This window comes from [Phormidium] sp. LEGE 05292, assembly GCF_015207735.1.
Classification (GTDB): Bacteria; Cyanobacteriota; Cyanobacteriia; order Cyanobacteriales; family Aerosakkonemataceae; genus Floridanema.
On sequence record NZ_JADEWG010000290.1, the window covers coordinates 1 to 3237 of the forward strand.

4 protein-coding genes are annotated in these 3237 nt (G+C 42.3%); all 4 read left to right on the plus strand.

Going from position 1 to position 3237, the window contains the following annotated elements; all coding sequences use genetic code 11:
* The first annotated feature begins 191 nt into the window (after positions 1-191).
* Entirely contained in the window at positions 192-1310 is a 1119-nt protein-coding gene (gene nuoH, locus IQ264_RS31950; protein ID WP_193986696.1) for an NADH-quinone oxidoreductase subunit NuoH, read from the plus strand.
* Between the two features lie 119 nt (positions 1311-1429).
* On the plus strand, positions 1430-2011 hold the full coding sequence (gene ndhI, locus IQ264_RS31955; protein WP_193986698.1) for an NAD(P)H-quinone oxidoreductase subunit I: 582 nt from the start codon (positions 1430-1432) through the stop codon (positions 2009-2011).
* A gap of 174 nt (positions 2012-2185) precedes the next feature.
* A complete protein-coding gene (locus IQ264_RS31960; protein WP_193986700.1) occupies positions 2186-2806 on the plus strand; it encodes an NADH-quinone oxidoreductase subunit J in 621 nt (206 codons plus the stop codon).
* A gap of 25 nt (positions 2807-2831) precedes the next feature.
* A complete protein-coding gene (gene nuoK / locus IQ264_RS31965) occupies positions 2832-3143 on the plus strand; it encodes an NADH-quinone oxidoreductase subunit NuoK (protein ID WP_193986703.1) in 312 nt (103 codons plus the stop codon).
* The last annotated feature ends 94 nt before the right edge of the window (positions 3144-3237 follow it).

Here is a 3237-nt window from a genome sequence, read left to right on the forward strand (position 1 = left end):
CTACCTCCCCATCCCCCCACCTCTCCCTCAGTCGTCATTAGTCAATCTCAGGGGTGATCATAAGTAGAAATAGTGATTAACTGTGCAGGTCTGTAGTCCCTGCAACGATATACTATGCAGAGAAGTCCTAAAAAAATCTTCACAAACTCATAAACAGAGTTTGGGCGAGGTCACGAAAAATATCGACAAACATGAACTCAGGAATAGACCTGCAAGGCATTTTTATTAAGTCTCTCACGGACTTTGGCATCCCATCGGGAGCAGCTAAAGCCTTATGGCTTCCCCTACCGATGTTTTTAATGATTATTGGTGCAACGGTAGGAGTGCTAGTTACCGTTTGGCTAGAACGGAAGATTTCTGCTGCTGCTCAACAACGGATTGGCCCTGAGTATATGGGGCCATTTGGCGTATTAGCGCCCGTAGCAGATGGAATTAAGCTGGTTTTTAAAGAAGATACAGTTCCGGCTAAGACAGATGGCATTTTGTTCACTCTGGGGCCAATTCTCGTCGTTATCCCAGTATTTTTGTCTTATTTAATTGTGCCATTTGGACAAAATTTGGTGATTACAGACATTGGGATGGGTGTATTTCTGTGGATTGCCTTTTCCAGTATTGCTCCGATTGGTCTGCTGATGTCAGGTTATGCCTCTAATAATAAGTATTCGCTACTGGGCGGCTTAAGAGCAGCGGCACAATCAATTAGTTATGAAATTCCTTTGTCTTTGTCGGTGATTGCGGTGGCGATGATGTCGAATAGCCTCAGTACGATCGACATTGTAGACCAACAATCTAGTTTAGGAATTTTCAGCTGGAATATCTGGCGACAACCTTTAGGTTTCCTAATCTTTTGGATTTGCGCTTTAGCAGAATGCGAACGGTTGCCTTTTGACCTTCCCGAAGCAGAAGAAGAATTAGTTGCAGGTTATCAAACCGAATATTCGGGGATGAAATTTGCCCTCTTTTATCTTGGTTCTTACGTTAACTTAGTTCTCTCTGCTTTAATCTTCGCTGTTCTATATTTGGGAGGATGGAATTTCCCGGTTCCCATTGAAAAATTAGCCAGTTGGATTGGAGTCAGCGAAACTAATTCCTGGTTACAAATTATCACCGCTTCTTTGGGCATCGGTATGACCGTACTCAAAGCTTACTTCCTCGTCTTTTTAGCAGTTTTAGTACGCTGGACAGTACCTCGCGTCAGAATCGATCAATTGCTAAATTTAGGATGGAAGTTTTTACTACCCGTTGGTTTAGCAAACTTGCTATTAACGGCAGCTTTGAAGTTAGCATTTCCAGTTGCGTTTGGCGGGTAGTCATTGGTCATTGAATTTTAGATTTTAGATTTTAGATTTGCTGAACAACCTGAAAATCTAAAATTGGCAATCCAAAAATGACTAATCACAAGAAACAAACTGACGAATGACAAAAAATTATGAAGTTCCTCAAACAGGTTGGAGATTACGCGAAAGAGGCAGTTCAAGCTGCTAAATACATTGGTCAAGGTTTGTCTGTAACTTTTGACCACATGCGTCGCCGTCCCATTACGGTACAATACCCTTACGAAAAATTGATTCCTTCGGAACGGTTTCGGGGTCGAATTCACTTTGAATTTGATAAGTGTATCGCGTGCGAAGTTTGTGTACGGGTTTGCCCAATTAATTTACCCGTAGTAGATTGGGAATTCAACAAAGAAACCAAGAAGAAACAACTCAAACACTACAGTATTGATTTCGGAGTTTGTATTTTCTGTGGCAATTGTGTGGAATATTGTCCAACAAATTGTTTGTCAATGACAGAAGATTATGAGCTTTCGACTTACGATCGCCACGAGCTAAACTACGATAACGTGGCTTTGGGTCGCTTACCTTATAAAGTGACAAACGATCCAATGGTCACACCTTTACGCGAATTTGTTTACCTGCCAAAAGGTGTCATCGACCCCCACGATTTGCCACCAGGAACTCGCGGTGCTGGTAAACTACCAGAAGAGATTCTTCAACAAACAGAAAAATAGAGACTGGGGAAATGGGGAAATGGGGAGATGGGGAGATAGGGAGATGGGGGAAATAATTTAACTACATCTAAAATTCCCCCACCTCCCTACCTCCCTACCTCCCTATCTCCTGTTCCCAGTACCCAGTCCCCAGTACCCAATCCCTGAATTAACGTTATTAAAGGACAAAACACTGTGAATCTAGCAGAAGGAGTTCAAATTGTTTCTTTTGGACTGCTGTCATTAATGATGATTGGTGCAGCACTGGGAGTAGTGCTGTTGGCTAATATTGTCTATTCAGCTTTTTTGCTGGGTGGTGTATTTATTAGCATCGCCGGACTATACATTTTGCTGAATGCTGATTTTGTGGCAGCTGCACAAATTCTAATTTATGTGGGAGCGGTGAATGTGTTGATTTTGTTTGCCATTATGTTGGTAAATAAAAGGCAAGATTTTGCACCGCTTCCCAATGCTTGGGTACGCCAAGGAGCAACAGCTTTAGTTTGTGCTGGGTTGTTTGTGTTGCTGGGAACAATGGTATTGGCAACTCCTTGGTCTACAACAAAGGTAGTGGGTGCTGTCCCTGCTCAATCTTCTATTGTCACCATTGGAGAGCATTTTTTCACTGACTATTTGTTACCTTTTGAATTGGCTTCTGTGTTGTTGTTAATCGCAATGATAGGAGCAATTATTTTGGCTCGTCGGGAGTACTTACCAGAGCAAACAATATCTCCAGAAAAACCTCAACAACCTGCTTTAACTTTACCGGAAAGACCAAAGGAATTGTTAATCGCAGGTAGTGATAAAAAGGCTTAATTTTTGAGTGGGAATTTCAGGATTCATGCAATTACAATTACAATATTTTCTGCTACTAGCAGCGGCTCTTTTCTGTGTTGGAATTTACGGATTGATTACTAGCCGCAATGCTGTGCGGGTGCTAATGTCGATCGAACTAATGCTCAATGCCGTAAATCTGAACTTGATGGGTTTTTCTAATTTTTTAGATTCCCAAGCAATTAAAGGACAGGTGTTTACCGTATTTGTAATTACTGTCGCCGCCGCAGAAGCAGCTGTAGGTTTGGCAATTGTCTTAGCTATCTACCGCAACCGCGATACGGTGGATATGGAGGCGTTTAATTTGTTGAAATGGTGATTTGGGGAAAGGCAGAAGGCAGAAGGCAGAAGGCAGAAGGCAGAAGGCAGAAGAGAAGATAAAAATTCCCCTTATCCCCTTGTCCCCCTGCTTC

Bases quoted from the DNA above. Each gene is read 5' to 3' on its own strand.
- nuoH (WP_193986696.1), top strand. From the start codon at position 192: ATGAACTCAGGAATAGACCTGCAAGGCATTTTTATTAAGTCTCTCACG.
- ndhI (WP_193986698.1), top strand. From the start codon at position 1,430: ATGAAGTTCCTCAAACAGGTTGGAGATTACGCGAAAGAGGCAGTTCAA.
- nuoK (WP_193986703.1), top strand. From the start codon at position 2,832: ATGCAATTACAATTACAATATTTTCTGCTACTAGCAGCGGCTCTTTTC.